The organism is Thermomonospora sp. CIF 1, assembly GCF_001896795.1.
GTDB lineage: Bacteria > Actinomycetota > Actinomycetes > Streptosporangiales > Streptosporangiaceae > Thermomonospora > Thermomonospora curvata.
In genome coordinates this window covers 226,505-249,724 of the sequence record NZ_MOYN02000015.1, presented here as the reverse complement: position 1 = coordinate 249,724, position 23,220 = coordinate 226,505, and the positions used below count along the sequence as shown (strand labels likewise).

Here is a 23,220-nt window from a genome sequence, read left to right as displayed (position 1 = left end):
CGGGGACCTACGTGATCCAGGCCGGGGCGCTCATCGTCGGAGGCGACGCCCGCTGCGGGATCTCGGCCAACGGCGCCGCCCCCGCCTACAACCAGATCGTGTCCTCCGGCGGGCTGGCCGAGGGAATGTGGCGTCCGCTCACCGAGATCATCAGGGTGCCGGGCACCGGTCAGGCCACCTTGATGTGCGCCCGGATTCCCCAAAGGGGCCAGCCCTCGGTGGGCGCCGACCTCACCGCGATCAAGGTGAACGACAGCTCCATTCAGGGCGTGCGGGCCGTCACGATCACCCGGCCGGCGGGCCGCCGCCCCGGCTCGGGGCCGGTGGCGACCAGCAGCCGGCCCCTGCGGAAGGCCGTCTTGACCGGGCCGGCGGCGTGCGGGACGGCGCCCGGCGCGGCGGCGGCCAGGTAGTACCAGCGCTTGTCCGGCCCGCGCCACCACAGACCGCTCACCGGGCGGCGCGGGTCGCCGCACGAGCCGGCGTCGTGGCGCCGGCCGCCGGGCTCCAGCAGCGTGGCGTGCGTGGACGTGCCGCCGCCGGCGTAGGCATGGCGGGTGCACACCCAGCGGGCGGGCCGGTCCTGGCCGGGCAGCCGGCCCGTCCAGAACTCCCAGGAGGTGGACTCGACCACCGGGCGGGCGGGAGTGGAGGCGGGCAGTCCGCACGACAGCCGGCGCCACAGGCCCACCGCTGCCGAACGCGGCATCACGGGCCTGGGAGCGGCGTCCGTGGCCGACCGGTGGCGGACGGTGGTCAGGACCGGGCCGCCCAGATCGGCCAGCATCGCCGAGCCGTGGTGGTCGCGGAGGCTCATCAGCGGCCCCCTCCGGCACGGGGTACGGGCGGTGAGGGGACCCACCACCGGGTTCTCCATTCCCTGGGTCGGTGCGCCTTCGGCCGACGCGGCCCTGGCCGAGGCCGGCCGGACCGATGCGCTCCTGCCCGCCGTCTTCCCGCTCGCGGCGTTCTCGTCCGTCCCGTCCTCGCCCGCCGTCTCCTTATTCCTCGCCTCGTCTCTCGCCGTCCCGTTCGCCGTGCCCTGTCCGGACCGGTCCTTGGCCTGCGTCTTCCTCACCGGTCCCCGCCGGGCGGGGAGCGGCTCGCCGTCGGGAGTCTGGACATGGGTCGTCCACGGCGGCAGCAGGTAATGACCGCCGCCCAGAGCCAGCGGGCCGGGCGGCACGCGGCCCGCCACGGGAAGGTCGCGCAGCGCCCCGTCCGGCTCGGTGTAGCGGACGATGCGGTCGCGGTGACGCAGCAGCGCGGTGGGAGTGCGGCCGACGCGGCCCGCATACAGCAGCTGGGGGTCGCCGTCGGCGCCGGCGCGGCGGACCCAGGCGGCCAGCGCCCGGCCGGTGAAGGCCCGGTCGCCCACCAGCTCGCCACGGGCCGGCCACACATCGAAGGTGCGGGGAGCGTTCTCCCAGGAGGCGCGCGGCGCGGCCATGATCAGCCGTCCGTGCCGGGGAGCCGCGGCGGGGCCGGAGGAGGAGCCGGTCTCCAGCACGAACACCGTCCCCACCAGCGCTATGGTCAGCGCCGTGGCCACCGCGACCGGCACCCGGGAGCGGCGGCGGACCGCGCGCTCCCGGGCCCGCCGGGCCGAGACGTCCACCACCACCTCGGCGGGGTTGCCGCTGCTCTTGGGCAGTCCTTGGATGGACTCGGAGGCCTCCAGCACCGCCTGAACGTCCTGCACCCCCAGCTCGACCAGCAGGTCGCGCACCGCGTACCGGGGCATCCGCTCCACCTGGCGCAGCACGTACGCCACCCGGACCGGGGGATCCAGCTCCGCCAGGGCCAGGGTCAGCGCCGGGTCGGGCAGGCGGGTGGGCAGCCCGCGCAGCCAGGGGCCCAGCCCGATGCGCAGGCGCCAGGAGGGGTTCATCGCACGGCGCACCACCCGCGCGCGCATCCGGGCGTATCCGTGGCGTCCACTGCCCGGACGGGCCGGGCGGATGGACACCAGCGGGAACTCGCAGTCGACGATCCGCTGGGCCAGCGCCAGCCGGTAAAGCCGCCTGCCCTTCCCGGGAAGGATCAGATAAGCCAGCCGGACGAGATCGCGATAACGCCGCTCGAGCACGGCACTGGGCGAGGCTTTCTGCGGCATGGACGGGCTCCTCGGATATCCAGGGAATGGCTGTGACCGAGGCTAAAGAGATCACACGGAGCCGTCCGGAAATTGAACCAACGATTAAACTGGCGGGTGCATATTTGCGGCTATTTCCCCTTAAAACACCCACCCGAAGGCGCGTTGCCGTGGGCGGATCCGGCCTGCGGGCGCAGCACGGATCCGGCGTGCGCCGGCGGCCGGCCCACCGTCCGTTTAGGTCACGTATTACCCTGGTTGAACGCCGGGAACCGATCCGGCAGGCCGCAGCCGAACCTGGTGCAAGCCCCACGAACAAGCCCGACGAAAAGGACTCCATGATCGAGGACGTGCCCGGCTACCGCATCTTGGAAAAGGTGGGCGAGGGTGGGTTCAGCGTGGTCTACCGGGCCTACCAGGAGCGCCTCGACCGCCAGGTCGCGCTGAAGGTGCTGTCGGTGGGCGCGGTGGGCGCGGTGGCCATGAACCGCTTCCAGCACGAGTGCCGCATCACCGGACGGCTGACCGGCCACCCCAACGTGGTGACGGTGCTGGAGACCGGCTGGACCGGCGCCGGCCGTCCCTACGTCGCCATGGAGTATTTCGAGCAGGGCTCACTGCTGGACCGGCTCCGGCGGGAAGGCCCCCTGCCGGTGCCCGACGTGCTGCGGATCGGGGTGAAGATGGCCGGCGCGCTGGCCGCCACCCATGAGAACGGCGTGCTGCACCGCGACGTCAAGCCGCAGAACATCCTGGTGTCGCGCTACGGGGAGCCGGCGCTGACCGACTTCGGCATCGCCTTGCTGATCGGCTCGCCCGACGAGGGGCACTCCCCGGCGTTCACCCCCCACCACGCCGCACCGGAGGTGCTGGCGGGCGGCCCGCCGGGCGTCCCCGCGGACCTGTACTCGCTGGGTTCCACGCTGTATCAGCTGCTGGCCGGCCTGCCGGCGTTCCAGGGACCCCCTGGAGAGGACCTGGCCGCCTTCACCCGGCGCGTGCTGCAGGAGTCTCCCCCGCCGATCCCCCGTCCCGACGTGCCCGCGCCGGTGCGGGAGGCGATCGGCACGGCGATGGCCAAGGCGCCCGAGCGGCGTTTCACGTCCGCGGTGGCCATGGCCCGGCGGTTGCAGCAGGTGCAGGGCGAGCTGGGGCTGCCGGTCACCGACCTGGCGCACAGCCCGGTGGAGGTGACCGAGCTCGGCCCGCTCCCGGGCGACCGGCCGTCCTCCCCGCTGCCCCAGGTCGCCGCCCCTCCCCCGGCCGCCGTGCGGCTTTCTCCCGCCTCCGCCCCGCGCCTGTCGCCGCAAGAGCTGGAAGAGCTGGTGTTCCACCAGAACGACGAGCCCGCCGGGGGGCCCGCCCCGGATGCGGCCGCCACCGGGCCGATGGCCGTCGCCGGCGAGCAGGCGGCGCGAGACAACGGCCGGCAGGAGGCCGAGCCCGCCGCCGGGCCGCCGCAAAGACGGCAGAAGACCGCCGGCGCCCGGCCGGCGGAGGAGCCCGAGTACCGGCCCTCCCGGCGGGTCGCCGCCGGGACGGTGATCCTGGTCGGCGGAATGGTCGGGGGGATCGTCACGGCCGGGGCGATGAGCGACAACGGCACCTCGGCCAGGGCCGGGAGAGCCGCCGTCGCCCCGCGCACCGGCACGCCCACCGCGCAGCCCCGGCCGGATCGGTCGGCGCCGGTCACGCAGGCACAGGTGCGGGCCGCCGCGCCGCGCCGGCTGCAGCTGGTCTCCGACCGGCGGACCTGGGTGCGGTTGCGCTGGTCGCTGCCGGAACCGTCGCGCCGGCTGCCGATCGTGGTGCTGCCCTCGCCCCGGGACGGCCGCCGGATGATCTCGGCGGGGAGAGGGGCGACCGGCGTCCGGGTGGACCGGCTGCGGCCGGGGACCGGATATTGCTTCCGGGTCGGGGCCATGCTCCGCACCGCCTCCGCCGGCGGCGGCCGGGCGCTGGTGGCCTGGTCGGAGCCGCTGTGCATCCGCACCGTCCGCCCGCAGAACACCTGACCGGCCCGCCGCCGGCGATCTGAACGCGCAGACCGTCCGTAACGTCCTACTGTGAGGCGATGGCGACGAGGATCGACCAGAGGTGGACGTGGACGCAGCGGGCATCGGTGAACTGTGGGATCGGCTGACCGGCACCCAGCCGGATCCGCCCTTGTGGCTGGTCGTCTGCGCCGGGGTGCTCGCGCTGGCCGCCGTGGTGCACGGGCCGACCTGGCGGGTGGCCCGCAACGTGGTCACCATCGCGCACGAGGGCGGGCATGCGCTGGCGGCGGTGCTGACCGGCCGGCGCCTGGAGGGCATCAAGCTGCATTCCGACACCTCGGGGGTGACGGTCTCGCGCGGCAAGCCGCACGGGCCGGGGATGGTGTTCACCGCCATGGCCGGCTACCTCACCCCGCCGCTGCTGGGGCTGGTGTTCGCGGCGCTGCTGAGCTGGGGCCGGATCACGTTGATGCTGTGGGCCTCGCTGGCGCTGCTGGCGGCGATGCTGGTGATGATCCGCAACGCCTATGGGGTGCTGTCGGTGGTGGCCACCGGCGCGGTGATCTTCGTGGTGTCCTGGCTGGGCAGTGCGACGGTGCAGGCCGCCTTCGCCTACCTGGCGGCCTCGTTCCTGCTGCTGGCCGGGGCGCGGCCGGTGATCGAGCTGCAGCGGATGCGCGCCCGGCAGCTGGCGCCGTCCTCCGACGCCGACCAGCTGGCGCAGCTGACCGGGCTGCCGGGGCTGGTGTGGGTGGGCCTGTTCGCCGCCGTGGCGCTGGTGGCGCTGCTGGCCGGCGGCAAGCTGCTGCTGCCCGACACCTCCGAGCTGCTGCCGCAGTTCCTGCGGGATCGCCCGTGACCGGGCGGGCTTTCCCCGCCCCCATCGGATCGCCCTGATTTGTCAGAGGCCCCCGCTAGCTTCGGGGCCGTGAGCGATCGGTGGGGTCGGGAACAGGTGCTGGCGCTGGCGCCGGACGCGGCGTCGGTGAAGGCGGCCGGCGGGGTCGCCAAGCCCGCCAAGTGGCACGGCGCCGGCTGTGATCCCCACAGCGTGTGGGGCGAGTGCAAGGGCAGCGGCAAGAGCCTGTACCAGGCGTGCGTGGAGCTGGCCGAGCCGGCGTTCCGGTGCTCGTGTCCCAGCCGCAAGATCCCCTGCAAGCACGTGCTGGGCCTGCTGCTGCTGTGGAGCGAGGGCGCCGTCGACGCCGCCGAGCCTCCGGAGTGGGTGGCGGAGTGGCTGCGGCAGCGGCGGGAGCGCGCCGCCAAGCGCAAGGCCGCCTCCGCCGCCAAGACCCCCGATCCCAAGACCGCCGAACGCCGCGAGCAGCGGGTCGAAGACGGCGTGGCCGAGCTGGACCAGTGGCTGCGCGACCAGATCGACCAGGGCCTGGCCCAGGCCGAGCACGCCTCCTACCGGGTGTGGGACGAGGTCGCCCGCCGGCTGGTCGACGCCCAGGCGCCCGGCCTGGCCGCCCAGGTCAGGTCGCTGCCCGCGCTGCGGCACGGCGCCGGCTGGCCGGAGCGGATGCTGGAGGAGTACGCCCTGCTGGCGTTGCTGGTCCGCGCCTATCAGCGGCGCGCCGAGCTGCCCGGGCCGTTGCGCGCGACGGTCCGCTCGCGGGTGGGCTTCACCGCCCGGCAGGAGGAGGTGCTGGGCGGCAAGCGGGTCCGGGACCACTGGTATGTGCTGGGCTCCCGGGAGTCGGTGCAAGAGCAGCTCACCACCCGGCGGACCTGGCTGCGCGGCGTCCGCACCGGACGGCCCGCGCTGGTGCTGTCGTTCGCCGCGCCGGGCCGCCCGCCGGAGGTGCCCTTGGCCACGGGCGCCGTCTTCGACGCCGAGCTGGCCTTCTATCCGGGGGCTCAGCCGCTGCGCGCGCTGGTGGCCGAGGAGCACGGCCCGGTCTCCGCCGTGCCGCGCGGCACCGCCATCGGCGGTCTGCTCGCCGAGTACGCCCAAGCGCTGGCCCGTGACCCGTGGCTGGAGCGCTGGCCCGCCGTGCTGGAGGGCGTGCGCCTGGCGCTTCCGCAGGGGGCGCCGCTGCGGCCCGACGCGCTGCACGTCGTCGACGACCACGGCGACGCCCTGCCGTTGCGCTTCTCCGCCGGCGAGGAGTCCCGGCACGGCCCCTGGCGGTTGCTGGCCCTCTCGGGCGGCGGCCGCTTCACCTTGGCGGGCGAGTGGTCCCCCCACGGCCTGCACCCCCTGTCGGCCTGGCACGAGCAGGAAGGTCTGGTGGTCCTGTGACACCGCACTCCCCTGAGGCACGCGAACCGGCAGCGCGCGGCACGACCTTCACCGCCGCTTTTCCGGGGGAAGGGCCGCTGGGATGAGCACCTGGGCCGAACACGTCAGCACGGCGCTGCTGGGCACCCGGCGGCGGCCCGTCCCGGCGCTTGCGGTCCGCCTCGCTCCAGAAGACGACGGGGAGAGCGCGCCGCGCTCTTCCCACGGCGGCACCGGCGGGATCCCCGCGGGGGCGGATCCCGCCGGTGCGCTGCTGGAGCAGGCCGCCGTGCTGACGGTGCAGCGGCGGGCGGGGCGGCGCGCGGGGAGCGCCGCCGAGCACGCCGTGATCGCGCCCGCCCCGGCGGAAACGCTGCCGGTGGTGCCGCCGGCGGCGGCCCGGCGGCTGGCGCAGATCCTGGCCGGCGACCGCCTGCCGCTGCTGCCGCAATGGCTGCAGGCCGCCGCCGAACGCGGCTTCAGGGTGCCCCCGGCGCTCCTGCCCGACCTGCTGGAACGGGGCCGCGCCGACCGGTCCCTGCGCCCGGCGATCATGCGGGCGGCCGGGCGGCGCGGGGTGTGGCTGGCGCTGCACAACACCGACTGGGCGTATCTGGTGAACGAAGGGGGCGACCTGGGCGACGACGACCCCCGGGTGTGGCGGACCGGCACCCGCAGCCGGCGGATCGCCTACCTGACCCGGCTGCGCGGCCGCGACCCGGGGGCGGCGCGGCGGGCGCTGGCGGACAGCTGGCGGAGCGAACCGGCCCCCGACCGGGCCGCGTTCCTGGCCACTTTCGCCCGCGGCCTGTCCCCAGATGACGAGGAGTTCCTGGAGAAGGCCCTGGACGACCGGGCCAAGGACGTGCGGCAAGTGGCGGCCGACCTGCTGGCCGAGCTGCCCGGCTCGGCCTACGGACGGCGGATGGCCGAACGGGCCAAAAGCTGCGTGCGGGTCGAAGAGCACGTGGCAGAGGGACGGCGGCACGTCCGGATCGTCGTCGAGCTGCCGCACGCCCACGACGAGGGCATGGCCCGGGACGGCATCCCGTTCCACCCGGCGGGCTCGTTCGCCCCGGCCGGCGGGTCGGGCGCCCCGGTGGGGACCCGGGCCGGGTGGCTGCGCGAGATCCTGGCGCGCACCCCGCTGGAGACCTGGACCGACCTGCTGGGGATGCCCGCCTGCGAGGTGGTGCGCCTGCCGGTGACCGGGCCGGAGGCGAAAACCGGGCGGCGCCGGGGCAAGGCGGGGGCGAAGGACGACTCCTGGGCCCGGGATGTGCACATCGGCTGGGTTCGGGCCGCGCTCCGCCTGCGCGATGCGCAGTGGGCGCGGGCCCTGCTCGCCGACGGCGCGGTGCCGGCCGAGGAGGCCGCGGCGCTGGCCGATCTGGTGGGGCTGCTGCCCGCCGGTGAGCGCGAGCCGATGGCCGCCGCCTTGATCCGGCGGCTGGGGGACGCCTCCTGGGCGCTGACGGCGCTGGAACGCATCCCCGGCCCGTGGGCCGGGGAGCTGGCCGACCTGGTGATCGAGCTGCTGGTGGCCGCGGCGCAGGAGGAGGAGCGCCGCCGCGGCGGGCGGGCCGGTCACCGGCTGGCGCCGCTGTGCAAGCTGGCCGGCACCCACCTGGCCCCCGAGGTCGCTCCCCGGCTGGCGGCGCTGGGCCTCCCCGACTCCTGGCCGGTCCAAGAACTGATCGACAGCCTGCGATTCCGCCACCAGATGCTGCGGGAGCTCGCCTGACCTCCCGCCCGGCGGACATGACCACCACACGACCGAGAGGATCGTCACCCATGGCCGAAGCCGAAGGTTTGCGCTTCTGCGGCCGGTCCGGTGCCGCGCCGGCCGCAGAAGCGGTGCTGCGTCCGCACGCCGAACAGCAGTTCGCCGACGAGCTGGCGCGGCTGGCCGAGCACGACGACCGTCCCCGCCCGCCGGGCTGGCGGCTGTCGCCGTGGGCGGTCACCACCTATCTGCTGGGCGGCACGCTGCCGGACGGCACTGTGATCACCCCCAAGTACGTGGGGCCGCGCCGGCTGATGGAGGTGGCGGTGGCGACGCTGGCCACCGACCGGGCGCTGCTGCTGATCGGGGTGCCCGGCACCGCCAAGACCTGGGTGTCGGAGCACCTGGCGGCGGCGGTGTGCGGGGACTCCACCCTGCTGATCCAGGGCACCGCGGGCACCACCGAGGAGGCCGTCCGCTACGGCTGGAACTACGCCCGGCTGCTGGCCGAAGGGCCTTCGGAGCGGGCGCTGGTGCCCAGCCCGCTGATGCGGGCGATGCGCGAGGGCATGGTGGCCCGCATCGAGGAGCTCACCCGCATGCCCAGCGACGTGCAGGACACGCTGATCACCATCCTGTCGGAGAAGACCCTGCCGATACCGGAGCTGAACACCGAGGTGCAGGCCCGCCGCGGGTTCACCGTGATCGCCACCGCCAACGACCGGGACCGGGGCGTCAACGAGCTGTCCTCGGCGCTGCGCCGCCGCTTCAACACGGTGGTGCTGCCGCTGCCGGCCAGCACCGACGAGGAGGTGGAGATCGTCTCCCGGCGGGTGGCGCAGATCGGCCGGTCGCTGCAGCTGCCGCAGGTCCCGGCCGGGCTGGAGGAGATCCGCCGGGTGGTGACGGTGTTCCGGGAGCTGCGCTCGGGGGTGACCGTCGACGGCCGCACCAAGCTGAAGTCGCCGTCGGGCACGCTGAGCACCGCCGAGGCCATCTCGGTGATCACCAACGGGCTGGCGCTGGCCGCGCATTTCGGCGACGGGGTGCTGCGCGCCGCGGACGTGGCCGGCGGCATCGTCGGGGCGGTCGTCCAGGACCCGGTCTCCGACCAGGTGGTCTGGCAGGAGTACCTGGAGACCGTGGTCCGCGAGCGCAGCGAGTGGAGCGACTTTTACCGGGCCTGCCGCGAGGTCTCCCCGTGACCCTCGGCCGGCACGCCCACGGCGTCCCGGGAAACGGCGCGTGCACCGCCCGGACGGGCGGCGCCGGCGGGGACGCCCTCGTGGGAGGGGTCGTTTTCGCCCGGGCGGTGGCGCCGCCACGGCCGGACGGCGCACGAGGTGGAAAGGGGCGCGGTGGCACGGACTGAGATCTACGGGATCCGCCACCACGGGCCGGGCTCGGCGCGTTCGCTGCGCCGGGCGCTGGAGGAGTTCCGGCCCGATGTGGTGCTGATCGAGGGGCCGCCCGAGGCCGATGCGATCGTCGAGCTGGCCGCCGACCCGGACATGAAGCCGCCGGTGGCGCTGCTGGCCTACACCACGGACACCGCCGCCAAGGCCGCTTCCGCCGATGCCGGCGACCGGCGGCACCGCGCGGCGTTCTGGCCGCTGGCGGAGTTCAGTCCCGAGTGGCAGGCGATCCGCCACGCCGTCGGCAACGGCGTGCCCGTCCGCTTCTGCGACCTGCCCGCCGCCTGCCAGCTGGCCGACCGGCCGGAGAGCACGGACGGCCCGCCCGGAGCCGACGGCCAGGCCGGTGAGGGCGATCCTCCCGCCTCGCAGGCCGCCGCGGAAGAGCCCGCAGCGCACGACGGCGCCGCGGGAAGCGGCGGCGGGGAGGCCGAGCTGATCCGGCTGGACCCGCTGGGGTGGCTGGCGCAGGCGGCCGGTTACGACGACGCCGAACGCTGGTGGGAGGACGTCGTCGAACACCGCGGCGAAGGACCGTCCCCGTTCCCGGCGATCGCCGAGGCGATGGACGTGCTCCGCCGGGAGGCGGAGGAAAGATCCGCCCGGGGCGAGCAGGTCGTCTCGGAGGCGTACGCCCGGCGGGAGCGGCGGCGCGAGGCGTACATGCGGCGGACGCTGCGGCGCACCCTCAAGGAGGGGTATCAGCGCGTCGCGGTGGTCTGCGGGGCCTGGCACGTGCCGGCGCTGCGGGCCGATGTCCCGGCGAGCCGGGACGAGCAGGTGCTGCGCGGGCTGCCCAAGGAGAAGGTGGCGGTCACGTGGGTGCCGTGGACGCACGGACGGCTGGCGCAGTGGTCGGGGTACGGCGCGGGCGTGCGCTCCCCCGGCTGGTATCACCACCTGTTCACCTCCCCGGACCGCCCGGTGGAGCGGTGGCTGACCGAGGCGGCCCGGCTGCTGCGGGCAGAGGACCTGCACGTCTCCTCCGCCCATGTGATCGAGGCCGTCCGGCTGGCCGAGGCCCTGGCCGTGCTGCGGGGACGCCCGCTGGCCGGGCTGGAGGAGGTCACTGAGGCCACCCGGGCGGTCCTGTGCGAGGGCGCCGAGGAGCCGCTGGCGCTGATCCAGCGGCGGATGGTGGTGGGCGAGCGGCTGGGGGCCGTTCCCGCCCGCACGCCCATGGTGCCGTTGCAGCAGGATCTGCGGGCCGCGCAGCGCCGCCTGCGGCTCAAGCCGTCGGCCCTGGTCAAGGAGCAGGATCTGGACCTGCGCAAGCCGCTGGACCTGGAACGCAGCCGCCTGCTGCACCGGCTGCGGCTGCTGCAGGTGCCCTGGGGCCGGCCGCAAAGCGCCGCTGGCCGTTCCAAAGGCACCTTCCGGGAGAGCTGGACGCTGCAGTGGCAGCCGGAGTTCGACGTCGCGCTGATCGAGGCCGGGGCGTGGGGCACCACGGTGCGCGGCGCGGCCGATGCCCGGGCGCGGGCGCTGGCGGCCGAGGCCACGGCGCTGGCCGAGCTCACCTCGCTCGTCGAGCAGTGCCTGCTGGCCGATCTGGGCGAGGCGCCGGCGGCGGTGATGCGGGCACTGGCCGATCTGGCCGCCACCGATCAGGACGTGGCCCATCTGATGGCGGCGCTGCCGCCGCTGGTGCGGGCGCTGCGTTACGGGGACGTGCGGGGCACCCCGACCGGCCCGCTGCAGGAGGTGGTCGACGGGCTGGTGGTGCGGATCTGCGTGGGGCTGCCGCCCGCCGCGCGCGGCCTGGACGACGATGCCGCCCGCGAGCTGCTGGAGCGCATCGACGCGGTGCACGAGGCCGTGTGCCTGCTGGCCTCCCCGGCGGACGGGCGGGCCCCCGCCGGACGGCCCGCGGCGAAGGAGCATCTGGACCGCTGGCAGGACACGTTGGCCGCGCTGGTGGACCGGCCCGGGCTGCACGGGCTGCTGGAGGGACGGCTGACCCGGCTGCTGCACGACGCCGGGCGCCTGGCGGACGTCGCCGACCGGATGGCCCGGGCGGTGTCGGTGGGGCAGGAGCCCGCCCGTGCCGCCGCCTGGATCGAGGGTTTCCTGTCCGGCGGCGGTTTGATCCTCGTCCACGACGAGGCGCTGCTGCGCCTGGTGGACGGCTGGCTCGCCGGCCTGCCGGCCGACTCGTTCACCGACGTGCTGCCGCTGCTGCGCCGCACGTTCGGCCGGTACGCCGCGCCCGAGCGGCGCGCCATCGGCGAACGCGCCCGCAGGCTCGGCGACCCGGCCGCCGGCCGCCCGGCCGCCGAAGACCTCGACCCGGCCCGGGCGCTGCCCGCGGTCCGCACGGTCGCTCAGATCCTGGGCCGGCCCGCATGAGGCACAGGACGCCCGCCCCGGGCGTCCACGTCCACGGGCCGGGAAAAGCCCGCTGAAAAGCACACGGCACCGGACGAGATGAAAAGACCGGCGAATCCCGGATCGCCGCAGGCCCGGCGGCGATCCGGGAGGCCGCCGCAACGGCTTGGAACGGAGATCGCATGCAGACCGACGAGCGGCTCAGGCGCTGGCGGATGGTGCTCGGCGGCCCGGACTGCGACGGCACCGGGGTGCGGCTGACCGGCGACGACGTTCGCATGGACGCCGCGCTGGAGGCCCTCTACGGGGGCGGCGACGGGCCGGACGGCGGCGGGCGGGGCCGCAGCCGCCAGGGCGGGCTGGGGGCGTCCGCGCCGAAGGTGGCGCGGTGGCTGGGCGACATCCGCGCCTACTTCCCCTCCACGGTCGTCCAGGTGATGCAAAAAGACGCCATCGAGCGGCTGAATCTGACCGAGCTGCTGCTGGAGCCGGAGATGCTCGAGGCGGTGGAGCCCGATGTGCACCTGGTCGGCACGCTGCTGTCGCTGAACCGGGTCATGCCCGACCGGGCCAAGGAGTCGGCGCGGGCCGTGGTGCGCAAGGTCGTCGGCGAGCTGGAAAAGCGGCTGGCCCAGCGCACCCGTTCGGCGGTGAGCGGGGCGCTGGACCGGTCGGCGCGCGTGCAGCGTCCGCGTCGCCCCTCCGATGTGGACTGGCACCGCACGATCCGCGCCAATCTGCGGCACTACCTGCCGGAGCGGGGCACCGTGGTGCCGGAGCGGCTGATCGGGTACGGCCGCAGGCAGCAGGCCGTCAAGCGGGATGTGGTGCTGGCCATCGACCAGAGCGGTTCGATGGCCGCCTCGGTGGTGTACGCCGGGGTGTTCGGGGCGGTGCTGGGGTCGATGCGGTCGCTGCGGACCTCGCTGGTGGTCTTCGACACCGCCGTGGTGGACCTCACCGATCATCTGCACGACCCGGTGGAGGTGTTGTTCGGCACCCAGCTGGGCGGCGGCACCGACATCAACCGGGCCATCGCCTACTGCCAGGGGCTGATCACCCGTCCCCGGGATTCGATCCTCGTCCTGATCAGTGACTTGTACGAGGGCGGGAACCGCAAGGAGATGCTCCGGCGGGTGGCCGAGCTGACCTCGGCGGGAGTTCAGGTGATCGCGCTGCTGGCGCTGTCGGACGAGGGCGCCCCGGCCTATGACCACGACAACGCCGCCGCTCTGGCCGCGATGGGGGTTCCGGCGTTCGCCTGCACTCCGGACGCCTTCCCCGACCTGATGGCCGCCGCGATCGAACGCCGCGACCTCAAGGAGTGGGCCGAACGGCACAAGTGACCTCCGGCGGCCGTCCCGTTCCCTCTTTAAGAGCGCTCTCCCTTTCCCGATGGGGTCGTCGTCCCTTAGAGTCTGAATATATGAGCAGCTCTTCATATGAACAGACATTGGCCCCGGAGCCGCCCGTCGCGCCCGCCCCACAGGCCGCCTCCTTCGGCGACGGATGCGCGGTGCGGATGGTCGACCGGCAGAAGGTGGCGGAGGTGGTCGCCGCCATGCCGGCAGAGGAGACGATCGCCGAGCTGGCGCAGGTGTTCGGGCTGCTGGCCGACCCGGGACGGGTCCGGGTGATCACCGCGCTGCTGGAGGGCGGGGAGATGTGCGTGTGCGACATCGCGGCGGCCTGCGGCAGCAGCGAGTCGGCGGTCTCGCACGCGCTGCGGCTGCTGCGCGCCCACCGGGTGGTGCGGGTGCGGCGGGCCGGCCGGCGGGCCTACTACCGGCTCGACGACTCCCACGTCCGGATGCTGCTGGACCTGGCGCTGGCGCACGTGGGGCACCGCGCGGAGGCCCCGGCGTGACCGCCGCTTTCCCGACCCCGCTCTGGAAAGGGACGATCCGGGACGAAAGAATGCTGGATCGTTCCGTCTCGGTCCGCTGCCGCCCGGCCGATGCGGGAGGGCGGGGGCATCACCACCGGGCCGAGCGGGAATGCGGCGTCGCAGGGGTCGGCGCGGTGCTGAGCGGGAGGCTCTGATGGGTGCAGGGCACGGTCACGGGCACGGCCATGGGCACGCCGTCTCGGCCACGGCCGACCGGCGCTACCTGGCCGGTGCGCTGGCGCTGATCGTCGCCTACATGTCGGCCGAGGTGGCCATCGGGCTGATCGCCCGGTCGCTGGCGCTGCTGTCGGACGCCGCGCACATGCTCACCGACGCGTTCGCCATCGCGTTCGCGCTGATCGCGATGCGGATCGCGGCGCATCCTCCCAAGGGCGGCTACACCTATGGGCTGCGCCGGGCCGAGATCCTGTCGGCGCAGCTGAACGGGCTGACGCTGATCCTGCTGGCGGCCTATTTCGTGTACGAGAGCGTGCACCGGCTGCTCGACCCGCCGCAGGTGGCCGGCGCGCTGGTGTTCTGGACGTCGCTGAGCGGCATCGCCGTCAACCTCGCCGCCACCTGGCTGATCGGCAGGGCCGACCGGGCCAGCCTGAACGTCGAGGGCGCCTTCCAGCACATCCTCAACGACCTGTACGCCTTCATCGCCACCGCGGTCGCCGGACTGGTGGTGTGGACGACCGGTTTCGCCCGCGCCGACGTGATCGCCTCGCTGGTGGTGGCCGCCCTGATGGTCAAGGCCGGCTACGGGCTGCTGCGGGACGCCGGGCGGGTGCTGATGGAGGCCGCCCCGGCGGGGATCGACCCGGCCGAGATCGGGGCGCGGATGGCCGGGCGGGCCTGTGTGCAGGAGGTCCACGATCTGCACGTGTGGGAGGTGACCTCCGGCTACCCGGCGCTGTCGGCGCACGTGCTGGTCGAGCCCGGCGGCGACTGCCACGCCGTCCGCCGCGACCTGCGGCAGATGCTCGCCGCCTCCTACGGCATCACGCACACCACCTTGGAGGTGGACCACATCGGCGAGCCCGGCACGCCGTGGGACGGGCAGGAGCACTGCACGGACGCCCACGGCCCCCGCCACCTCTCCGACGCGCCTCCCGGGCCGCCCCCGCAGCCCGGCGGGGCCGTGTGCGGGCATTGAGGTCCGTCCACGGGAGATGGGCCCTAACGCAAGTCCGCCAGCAGCAGGGGCAGCGCCGCGCGCAGTTCCCGCTCCCAGCGCCGCCACGAGGAGGGCCCCTCATACAAGTGGACGGTGGCGGGGATGCCCAGTTTCTTGAGCTTGTCGGCGAGGCGGGCGGTGCTGCGGCGGGCCAGCGCCTCGACCGGCCCGTCATCGCCCGCGCTCAGGTAAAGCCGCACTCCGGCCAGCCGTCCGGCCAGGTCGTAGGGGTTGTTGCGGCGCCAGATCGACCGCTGGGCGACCGGGTCGCCCCAGATGCGCCGCCAGTCCACGCCCCGGCGGGCGGTCTGGGCGGCCAGCCGCACCAGGTCGGCGCCGTCCAGCGCGGCGGGATCGGGGTGCAAAAGGTCCAGCGGCCCGCTGAAGGAGGCGGCGGCGCGGAACAGGCCCCGGTGCCGGGCCGCGTAGGCCAGCGCCGCTCTTCCCCCGGTGGAGACCCCGGCGACGGCGCGCGCCGGCCCGGCCCGGTAGCCGCGTTCCAGGATCTGCGGCAGCTCGACGGTGTGGAAGGTCTCCCAGCGCGGGGCTCCCCCGGCGCCGTGGTTCCACCAGTCGGCGTGGTCGCCGCACCGGCCGCCGTCCGGCATCACGACCAGCACGTCCAGCTCGCGCGTCAGGCGCTCGACGCCGGTGCGGGAGGTCCAGGCGGTGTGGCCGGCCGGTCCCCCGGCGGCGGGCGGGCCGCCGTGCAGCAGCCACAGCGCCGGCCAGGTCCGGGTGGCCGTCGGCGACCAGCCCTTGGGGAGCAGCAGCCGGACCCGTCCCATCTCCTCCAGGACGGGCGAGCTGATGGCCAGGTCGAGAATGCGGGGGGCGCGGAACCAGGAGCCGACGACGATCGCCCCGTCGTCGGCGCGGGCCCGGCAGTCGTCCCCTGGATCGGCGGGGAAGGGACGCATCCGATCGGGGGGTGGGCCGGTCGGTCCGGGCGGGCCGCCGGGCGGCGCGATGGAACAGGCGCTGGAACGTACCAACAGCGCCCCCAGCACTCCCCGTGCCACCAGCAGCCCGGCCGCGGCGCACCCGGCCAGTCCCATCGCTCCCGCCACGAACCAGTCCCGCCGCCGCACCGCTCTCACCCCCTCCTCCCGTCACCACGGAGTGTGCCCGAAGCCGCCTTGAAGTCAACGGAGGGTATGGCACTTATAAAATGCAAAAGCCCGATCCGGGCCGGTTGAGGCGACGCCCGAGCGGCGCGTCCCCGTCCCGGCGGGTCCGTTGCGGACGGTCGGGCACGACGGGGTTCCACAGCAGACGTCGCCCGAGGCGATGGGACGGGAGCGGATCCGGCCGCATGCGCAGCAAACAGGAACTGGAGGCGGCGATCCGCGCCCAAGGCCGGACGGCGCTGGTGGTCAACACCCGCTCACGGCGCGGCCGCAGGCTGTTCGCCAAGGCCAGGCGGCTGCTGGCGGAGGCGGGCCTGGAGTTCGCCGAGGTGCACCCGGTCTTTGACCCGGCCCGGCTGCCGCAGGTGCTGAAGGAGGTGCTCGGCCGCAAGCCCGATCTGGTCGTGGTGGGCGGCGGCGACGGCACGATCGCCGAGGCCGTGGGGCATCTGGCTCAGCAGGACGTGGCGCTGGGGGTGCTGCCGCTGGGCACCACCAACAACTTCGCGCGCAGCCTGGAGCTGCCGGTGAAGCTGGCCGGGGCGGTCGGCGTGCTGCGGGAGGGCAAGGTCGCCGACGTGGACCTGGGCTTCGTGGCCGGCAAGGTGTTCGCCAACATGGTCAGCGTGGGCCTGTCGGCCCAGGTGGCCGAGCAGGTGCCGCACGCGCTCAAACGCCGGCTCGGCCGGGCCGCCTACGGGCTGACCGCCGCCCGGCTGATGTGGCGGCACCGGCCCTTCACGGCCGTCGTGGAGGTGGAGGGCAGGACCCATGAGATGGTCACCCACCAGCTCAACATCGCCAACGGCAGCCATCACAGCGGGCGGCGCTTCGCCGGCGACGCCAGCCCCGATGACCGGCTGCTGAACGTCTACCGCCTCGGCGACCGCTCCCGGCTGGGCCTGGCCGCCGCCACCGTGGCCCACGTGGTGACCGGCCCGCGGCGGCGGCTGGCCGACGAGATGTTCATCAACACCAGTCATGAGGTGCGGGTGACCACCGATCCGCCGCTGCCCGTGGACGTGGACGGGGAGATCCGCGGGCGCACCCCCGTCACCATCGGCCTGCTGCCCAACGCCCTGCGCGTGCTGGTCCCCCACACCTTCGACGACACCTGAGCACGGTCCGCCCGGCTCCCGCCGGTTTTTCCGCCTTTCGGTCAACGATCGTTGACAGCGCCCGCCGTAAATGACCTACTAGTCAGCTAGAGAGAAGACGACGGGGGCGCGGCGGGCACCCGGCGCGCCGCGCCGGAACGGGCGGGACGGCCGGATGGACTCTTCGCATGAGGTCGCGATCATCGGCAGCGGGTTCGGCGGGCTGGGCATGGCGATCCGGCTCAAGCAGGCCGGCATGCACGACCTGGTCGTACTGGAGAAGGCCGACGAGATCGGCGGGACCTGGCGCGACAACACCTACCCCGGGGCGGCCTGCGATGTGCCCTCGCACCTGTACTCCTTCTCTTTCGAGCCCAAGCCCGACTGGAGCCGCAAGTTCCCGCCGCAGCCGGAGATCCTGGAGTACCTGCGGCACTGCGCCCGCAAGTACGGGGTGATGCCGCACATCCGGTTCGGCACCGAGGTCACCGAGGCGCGCTTCGACGGCGAGGCCGGGCTGTGGCGGATCTCCACCACCACCGGGCAGCTGTCGGCCAGGGTGCTGGTCGCCGCCTGCGGCCAGCTCAACCGCCCGGCGCTGCCGGACATCCCGGGCCGGGACTCCTTCGGCGGCATCGCCTTCCACTCGGCGCGCTGGGACCACTCGGCCGACCTGGACGGCAAGCGCGTGGCGGTCATCGGCACCGGGGCCAGCGCCATCCAGTTCGTCCCCGAGCTGGCCAAACGGGTGGGACGGCTGCACGTCTTCCAGCGTTCGGCCCAGTACATCATCGACAAGCCCGACCGGCCCTACACCGCCCTCGAGCAGGCGCTGGCAAGGCACGTCCCCGGCTGGCGGCAGCTGCAGCGGGCGCTGATCTACACGCTGCTGGAGGCCAGGGCGCTGGGGTTCATCAAGTACCCGTGGCTGCTGGCCCCGGCGGCGTGGCGCTTCAAGAAGAACCTGCACGCCCACATCAAGGATCCGGCGCTGCGCGAGGCGCTGACACCGGACTACCCGATGGGCTGCAAGCGCATCCTGCTGTCCAACGACTACTACCCCGCCCTGGCCGAGCCGCACGTCGAGCTGATCACCGACCCGATCGAGCGCATCACCGCCGACGGCATCCGCACCCGCGACGGCATCGAGCGCAAGGTCGATGCGATCGTCTACGGCACCGGTTTCCACGCCAACGACTTCCTGGCGCCCATGAAGATCGTCGGGCTGGACGACCGGGAGCTGAACGAGGCCTGGCAGGGCGGCGCCTCGGCCCACCTGGGCATCACCGTCAGCGGTTTCCCCAACCTGTTCCTGCTGTACGGCCCCTACACCAATCTGGGCCACAACTCGATCATCTACATGCTGGAATCGCAGATCCGGTACGTGATGGGCTGCCTGCGCGCGATGCGGCACGCCCGCCTGCGCTGGATCGACGTGCGGCCGGACGTGCAGAGCGCCTTCGAGCGGCGGATGCAGCAGGCGATGCGCGACACCGTCTGGTCACGGGGCTGCACCAGCTGGTACATGACCGCCGACGGCAAAGTCGTCAACAACTGGCCGGGTTTCACCTTCGCCTACCGCAACGCGACACGCCGTCCCGATCCGCGGCATTTCCGGGTGCGGCGCTAGGGGGCGCTAGGTTGGGGGCATGCCGACCGCTCTGATCACCGGTGCCACCGCGGGCATCGGCGCGGGATTCGCCCGTCGGCTCGCCTCCGACGGCTTCGACCTGGTGCTGGTCGCCCGCGACACCGCCCGGCTGGAGCGCACCGCCGCCGAACTGCACGACCGCTACGGCGTTGCGACCGAGACGCTGCGCGCCGACCTGTCCACCGACGAGGGCCTGGCCGCCGCCGAGGAACGCGCCGGCAAGGGCATCGACCTGCTGATCAACAACGCCGGGTTCGGGCAGCGCGGGGTCTACCTCGACGTTCCGGTCTCCGATGAGATACGGATGCTGCGGGTGCACTGCGAGGCGGTGCTGCGCCTGACCTCCGCGGCGCTGCCGGGCATGCTGGAGCGCGGCCGGGGCGGCGTCATCAACGTCGCCTCGGTGGCGGCGTTCTTCTCCCGCGGCACCTACGGCGCTTCCAAGGCGTGGGTGGTGTCCTTCAGCCAGGCCGTCATGCGCGACCTCGGCGGCCGGGGCGTGCACGTCATGGCGCTGTGCCCGGGGTTCGTGCACACCGAGTTCCACGAGCGGGCGGGCATGAACATGGACGGCATCCCCGGCTTCATGTGGATCGACCAGGACCTGGTGATCGACACCGCGCTGCGGGACCTGCGCCGCGGCGTGCAGGTGAGCATCCCGAGCGCCCGCTACAAGGCCATCGTCGCCTTGGGCAAGGTGGTGCCCCGCGCCCTGGCCGACCGGATCTCCTCGCGCGCCGGCCGCCGTTTCGATTGAAATCCCTCTCCCCGGCTCCCCGGGTGCGTGCTCTGCGGCGGTCTTCGGGTTATGGGCTGCTCGTGCCGCACCGCCCCGATCCGCGGCTTCGCCTTTACTGGCAAAGGGGTGTGCTCTACTAAGCTCTCAATGTGTCCGAGCCGAAGTTCGAAGTCCAGATGCTGCACGACCGGGTGATGATCAAGGTCGAGCAGGAGTCCGGAGAGCGCCGCAGCAGCGGGGGCATCGTCATTCCGGCCACGGTGCGGCAGTCCAATCGCCTGTGCTGGGGCGAGGTATGCGGTGTCGGGCATCACGTGCGGACCGTCAAGGTCGGTGACCGGGTGCTGTTCCACCCCGACGACCAGTACGAGGTGGAGATCCAGGGACAGCAGTACCTGGTGATGCGCGAACGGGACCTGCACGCGATCGCCAGCGAGCGGCCCGAGCACGGCACCGGCCTCTACTTGTAGGGGTGCTCGCAGGGGCCGTACCGCCCGGTGCGACCCGCCCCCGGGTCGCCCGGTGGCGCGTGCCCGCCGGGCCGGGCGACGCCGGGGAACGCCCCGGCGGGGAGCGGCCGCCGATGCGCCGCATGGCACAGGAGCGGGCGGGCCCTTTAAGGCTTCGGCCAGGCGATGACCGGACAGGACGCGTGGCGGTGATGGAGCGCCCCGCCTGCATGCGCCTCCCGTGGCCCGGGCGAGGACGGTCAGGAGCCCGGCCCCGCCCGGGCCTCGGGAAGGCGCGTACTTTCACGCGGCGCCCAAGGCAAGGGACGGGTGTCCGCCGCAGACGGTGACGCCCTCCGTCCGTGCCGAAGGCGCAGGGCGGCTGCGCCGGCCCCGGCGGATTGTGTCCGCTCCCCAACGGGCAGGCGCGGCCGGCGGCACCGCACCCGGTTGATCGGGTGTTATGAAATGGTTCGCATGTTCACCTTGTGACTTCTGTCACCTCAGAGCACACTTTCCTCCCACCGGGAGGAAGATTCCCACCGGTGCGCGCCTGTTTTCACAGCACCATGCCGATGCGGGGTCAAAGCGGCCCCGCCACCGACCGGTTTGGAGAAGTACGTGCGTCCGACCCCCGTGCGTCCCCCCCGCACGCGCACGTCCTGGCCGCGCCTGGGTTCGGCCGCGGCGGCGCTCGTCCTCGCCCTGGCGGCGTGCGGCGGCGGCCCGCAGGACAAGGGCGCGGCGGCCCCGGTGCCGGGGGTGACCGACGAGCCCTGCCCGAAGGCGGTCAACCCCGACAACGGCTGCATCTACCTGGGCATCATCTCCGACCTCAGCAGCGGGCCGTTCAGCTCCCTGCTACGACATCGACGCCACCACCTACGTCCGCGACAACAAGTACGACGTGGCCACCCACAAGCGGGCCTACCAAGAGATCCGCACCAAGGTCCTGGCACTGGCGCAGACCCTGGGATCGCCGACCACCGCCGCGGTGCTGCCGCAGATGCGCGCCGACAAGATGGTGGCGGCGCCGGCCTCCTGGACCTCGCTGTGGGAGTTCGAGGACGTCCTCATCAAGTCCGGCACCAATTACTGCTTCGAGGCCATGAACGCCGTGGACCACGCGGTGGAGGCCTGGGGCATCGACAGCGTCATGGCCGTCCACTACCCCGGCGACTACGGCGGGGACGCCGCCGGCGGCGCCCGCATCGCCGCCGAACGCAACCGCCTGAAGTTCACCGACGTCCCCACCCCCACCGGAGCCGACAAACAACGCCCCGCCATCGACAAGATCGTCAAAGAATCCCCCGACCTGGTGCTGCTGAGCACCAGCCCCCGGGACACCGCCGTCCTGATCGGCCAGGCCGCGGCACGCGGCTACCGGGGCCGCTTCATCGGCAGCAGCCCCAGCTGGACCAAGGAACTTCTCGGCATCAAGACCCGGCCCGCCGCCGAGGCCATCCGCACCCGTTTCCTGCAGGCCGCGCCCTGGAAGCCGTTCGCCACCGACACCCCCGGCCATGCCGCCATGCGCGCCGCCCTAGGCAAGGTGGACCCCAACGACGCCTACACCACCGGGTGGATCTGGTCCTATCCGCTCAAGACCGTCCTGCAAAAGGCCATCGACCAAAACAGGCTCACCCGCGCCGGGCTCTACCAGACCCTGCGCAACCTCGGCGCCGTGGACTACGAAGGGATGCTGAGCACCGAGCGGGGCGCCTACCCCGGCGTGGCCGCCACGTCGTTCCGCGCCACGACGCTGAACGTTCCCGACGACAACGCCCACACCGGCGTCAGGACGGCCCGGGACTTCTTCACCGGTCCCACCGCCCGCCGCCATGTGATGACCGAGCCCTGCTTCAAAGCCTCCTGAGCCCGCGGATCCCGGCCCGGGAGCGCCCCATCAACGATCGTCTGGAGAGGTACGTGCGTCCATCCCCCAAGCATCCCGCCCCTGTACGTTCGTCCCTGCTGCGCCTGGGTTCGGCCGCGGCGGCGCTCGTCCTCGCCCTGGCGGCGTGCGGCGGCGGCCCGCAGGACAAGGGCGCGGCGGCCCCGGTGCCGGGGGTGACCGACGAGCCCTGCCCGAAAGCGGTCAACCCCGACAACGGCTGCATCTACCTGGGCATCATCTCCGACCTCAGCAGCGGGCCGTTCCGTCTCATCGGTTCTTCGACCACGGCCGCTCAGCAGGCGTTCTGGCGGCGGGTCAACCAGCAGGGCGGCATCGGCGGCTACGACATCGACGCCACCACCTACGTCCGCGACAACAAGTACGACGTGGCCACCCACAAGCGGGCCTACCAAGAGATCCGCACCAAGGTCCTGGCACTGGCGCAGACCCTGGGATCGCCGATGACCACGGAGATCCTGCCGCTGCTGAAGAAGGACAAGATGGTGGCGTCCACCGTTTCGTGGACGTCGCTGTGGGAGTTCGAAGACATTCTCATCAAGTCCGGCACCAATTACTGCTTCGAGGCCATGAACGCCGTCGACTACGCGGTGGAGGCCTGGGGCATCGACAGCGTCATGGCCGTCCACTACCCCGGCGACTACGGCGGGGACGCCGCCGGCGGCGCCCGCATCGCCGCCGAACGCAACCGCCTGAAGTTCACCGACGTCCCCACCCCCACCGGAGCCGACAAACAACGCCCCGCCATCGACAAGATCGTCAAAGAATCCCCCGACCTGGTGCTGCTGAGCACCGGCCCGCAAGAGGCCACCGTGCTGATCGGCCAGGCGACGGCGCGCGGCTACCGGGGCCGTTTCATCGGCAGCGCTCCGAGCTGGAGCAAGCTGATGCTCAAGGTGAAGGACCGCACCACCGCCGAGGCCATCCGCACGCGTTTCCTGCAGGCCGCGCCTTGGAAGCCGTTCGCCACCGACACCCCCGGCCATGCCGCCATGCGCGCCGCTCTCGGCAAGGTGGACCCCAACGACGCTTACATGGCCGGGTGGATCTGGTCTTATCCGCTCAAGACCGTCCTGCAGACGGCCATCGACCAGAACAAACTCACCCGCGCCGGGCTCTACCAGACCCTGCGCAACCTCGGCGCCGTGGACTACGAAGGGATGCTGCCCACCGAGCGGACCACGGGACCCGGCCGGGCTCCGGCGTCGATGCGCTCGACGGTCCTGAACACCCCCGCCGACGACGGCTACACCGGTGTCAAGACCGTCAAGGACTTCTTCACCGGCCCCACCGCCCGCGACCACACCCTGACCGAGCCCTGCTTCAAGGCCTCCTGAGCCCCGGCCGCGAGCGGATCCTCCATACCTGGTCAGAGCATGATCG

Annotated in this window: 17 protein-coding genes; 15 read left to right on the top strand and 2 right to left on the bottom strand. The window is 73.4% G+C overall.

The features are described from left to right. Nucleotides 1-262: 262 nt before the first annotated feature. Entirely contained in the window at nt 263-2,116 is a 1,854-nt protein-coding gene (locus BUE48_RS09205; RefSeq protein ID WP_012852204.1) for a hypothetical protein, read from the bottom strand. Between the two features lie 317 nt (nt 2,117-2,433). On the opposite strand from BUE48_RS09205, the gene BUE48_RS09200 reads away from it, so the two are divergent. The 9 genes from BUE48_RS09200 to BUE48_RS09160 all read left to right on the top strand — a co-directional run bounded on the left by BUE48_RS09200 (nt 2,434) and on the right by BUE48_RS09160 (nt 14,835). After that, a complete protein-coding gene (locus tag BUE48_RS09200) occupies nt 2,434-4,110 on the top strand; it encodes a protein kinase domain-containing protein (RefSeq protein WP_012852203.1) in 1,677 nt (558 codons plus the stop codon). 82 nt (nt 4,111-4,192) lie between these two features. Beyond that, complete coding sequence (locus tag BUE48_RS09195; RefSeq protein WP_012852202.1) at nt 4,193-4,951, top strand: M50 family metallopeptidase; 759 nt, start codon at nt 4,193-4,195, stop codon at nt 4,949-4,951. A 69-nt stretch (nt 4,952-5,020) separates the two neighbouring features. Next, entirely contained in the window at nt 5,021-6,340 is a 1,320-nt protein-coding gene (locus BUE48_RS09190) for an SWIM zinc finger family protein (RefSeq protein ID WP_286989638.1), read from the top strand. Nucleotides 6,341-6,422: 82 nt separating this feature from the next. After that, entirely contained in the window at nt 6,423-8,063 is a 1,641-nt protein-coding gene (locus tag BUE48_RS09185; RefSeq protein ID WP_286989637.1) for a DUF5691 domain-containing protein, read from the top strand. 50 nt (nt 8,064-8,113) lie between these two features. Beyond that, the gene (locus tag BUE48_RS09180) at nt 8,114-9,250 is read left to right on the top strand and encodes an ATP-binding protein (RefSeq protein ID WP_012852199.1); all 1,137 of its coding nucleotides are present in this window, start codon (nt 8,114-8,116) and stop codon (nt 9,248-9,250) included. Nucleotides 9,251-9,403: 153 nt separating this feature from the next. Further along, nucleotides 9,404-11,809 (top strand): DUF5682 family protein, encoded by a 2,406-nt coding sequence (locus tag BUE48_RS09175; protein ID WP_286989636.1) that lies wholly within the window; start codon nt 9,404-9,406, stop codon nt 11,807-11,809. Between the two features lie 161 nt (nt 11,810-11,970). Beyond that, complete coding sequence (locus BUE48_RS09170; protein ID WP_286989635.1) at nt 11,971-13,134, top strand: VWA domain-containing protein; 1,164 nt, start codon at nt 11,971-11,973, stop codon at nt 13,132-13,134. An 80-nt stretch (nt 13,135-13,214) separates the two neighbouring features. After that, a complete protein-coding gene (locus BUE48_RS09165; protein ID WP_012852196.1) occupies nt 13,215-13,655 on the top strand; it encodes an ArsR/SmtB family transcription factor in 441 nt (146 codons plus the stop codon). 175 nt (nt 13,656-13,830) lie between these two features. Next, on the top strand, nt 13,831-14,835 hold the full coding sequence (locus BUE48_RS09160; RefSeq protein ID WP_286989634.1) for a cation diffusion facilitator family transporter: 1,005 nt from the start codon (nt 13,831-13,833) through the stop codon (nt 14,833-14,835). A gap of 23 nt (nt 14,836-14,858) precedes the next feature. Here BUE48_RS09160 and BUE48_RS09155 read toward each other — a convergent pair whose 3' ends face one another. Continuing rightward, complete coding sequence (locus tag BUE48_RS09155; protein WP_286989633.1) at nt 14,859-15,956, bottom strand: alpha/beta hydrolase; 1,098 nt, start codon at nt 15,954-15,956, stop codon at nt 14,859-14,861. 215 nt (nt 15,957-16,171) lie between these two features. Here BUE48_RS09155 and BUE48_RS09150 point away from each other — a divergent pair, with 215 nt between their 5' ends. The 6 genes from BUE48_RS09150 to BUE48_RS09125 all read left to right on the top strand — a co-directional run bounded on the left by BUE48_RS09150 (nt 16,172) and on the right by BUE48_RS09125 (nt 23,174). Next, complete coding sequence (locus BUE48_RS09150) at nt 16,172-17,104, top strand: diacylglycerol/lipid kinase family protein (protein WP_286989632.1); 933 nt, start codon at nt 16,172-16,174, stop codon at nt 17,102-17,104. Between the two features lie 154 nt (nt 17,105-17,258). Continuing rightward, complete coding sequence (locus tag BUE48_RS09145; RefSeq protein ID WP_012852191.1) at nt 17,259-18,713, top strand: flavin-containing monooxygenase; 1,455 nt, start codon at nt 17,259-17,261, stop codon at nt 18,711-18,713. Between the two features lie 19 nt (nt 18,714-18,732). Beyond that, a complete protein-coding gene (locus BUE48_RS09140; protein ID WP_012852190.1) occupies nt 18,733-19,491 on the top strand; it encodes an SDR family NAD(P)-dependent oxidoreductase in 759 nt (252 codons plus the stop codon). 131 nt (nt 19,492-19,622) lie between these two features. Next, entirely contained in the window at nt 19,623-19,943 is a 321-nt protein-coding gene (locus BUE48_RS09135; protein WP_012852189.1) for a GroES family chaperonin, read from the top strand. 886 nt (nt 19,944-20,829) lie between these two features. After that, complete coding sequence (locus BUE48_RS09130; RefSeq protein WP_286989631.1) at nt 20,830-21,798, top strand: ABC transporter substrate-binding protein; 969 nt, start codon at nt 20,830-20,832, stop codon at nt 21,796-21,798. Nucleotides 21,799-21,851: 53 nt separating this feature from the next. Then, nucleotides 21,852-23,174: an ABC transporter substrate-binding protein gene (locus BUE48_RS09125; protein WP_012852187.1), complete on the top strand. Its 1,323-nt coding sequence runs from the start codon at nt 21,852-21,854 to the stop codon at nt 23,172-23,174. Nucleotides 23,175-23,220 lie beyond the last annotated feature (46 nt).

Bases quoted from the DNA above. Each gene is read 5' to 3' on its own strand.
- BUE48_RS09205 (WP_012852204.1), bottom strand. From the start codon at position 2,116: ATGCCGCAGAAAGCCTCGCCCAGTGCCGTGCTCGAGCGGCGTTATCGC.
- BUE48_RS09200 (WP_012852203.1), top strand. From the start codon at position 2,434: ATGATCGAGGACGTGCCCGGCTACCGCATCTTGGAAAAGGTGGGCGAG.
- BUE48_RS09185 (WP_286989637.1), top strand. From the start codon at position 6,423: ATGAGCACCTGGGCCGAACACGTCAGCACGGCGCTGCTGGGCACCCGG.
- BUE48_RS09180 (WP_012852199.1), top strand. From the start codon at position 8,114: ATGGCCGAAGCCGAAGGTTTGCGCTTCTGCGGCCGGTCCGGTGCCGCG.
- BUE48_RS09170 (WP_286989635.1), top strand. From the start codon at position 11,971: ATGCAGACCGACGAGCGGCTCAGGCGCTGGCGGATGGTGCTCGGCGGC.
- BUE48_RS09165 (WP_012852196.1), top strand. From the start codon at position 13,215: ATGAGCAGCTCTTCATATGAACAGACATTGGCCCCGGAGCCGCCCGTC.
- BUE48_RS09160 (WP_286989634.1), top strand. From the start codon at position 13,831: ATGGGTGCAGGGCACGGTCACGGGCACGGCCATGGGCACGCCGTCTCG.
- BUE48_RS09150 (WP_286989632.1), top strand. From the start codon at position 16,172: ATGCGCAGCAAACAGGAACTGGAGGCGGCGATCCGCGCCCAAGGCCGG.
- BUE48_RS09145 (WP_012852191.1), top strand. From the start codon at position 17,259: ATGGACTCTTCGCATGAGGTCGCGATCATCGGCAGCGGGTTCGGCGGG.
- BUE48_RS09140 (WP_012852190.1), top strand. From the start codon at position 18,733: ATGCCGACCGCTCTGATCACCGGTGCCACCGCGGGCATCGGCGCGGGA.